This window comes from Salmonella sp. SAL4457 (genome assembly GCF_046548235.1).
GTDB lineage: Bacteria > Pseudomonadota > Gammaproteobacteria > Enterobacterales > Enterobacteriaceae > Salmonella > Salmonella enterica.
On sequence record NZ_JBGDZO010001171.1, the window covers coordinates 1 to 243 of the forward strand.

Consider the following 243-nt stretch of genomic DNA (forward strand, 5'->3'; position numbering starts at 1 on the left):
TTCCTTAGGGGCGGCGATGAGTGAATCGTTCATGATCTTCTCCCTTTCCCGCATTGTGTGTGGTTTTGCGGTTGGGATGGCCGGAACGGCATCCACCATGTATATGTCTGAACTGGCGCCTGCTGAAATTCGCGGCAAAGCGCTGGGCATTTACAATATCTCCGTGGTATCTGGCCAGGTTATCGTGTTTATAGTCAACTATCTGATAGCAAAAGGAATGCCTGCTGATGTGCTGGTTTCCCA

1 protein-coding gene is annotated in these 243 nt (G+C 50.2%); it reads left to right on the top strand.

Features of this window, described 5'->3' with window-relative positions; all coding sequences use genetic code 11:
- The coding region (locus ACLJNW_RS27870) for an MFS transporter (protein ID WP_410961831.1) at window positions 1–243 on the top strand (243 nt) is incomplete at both ends.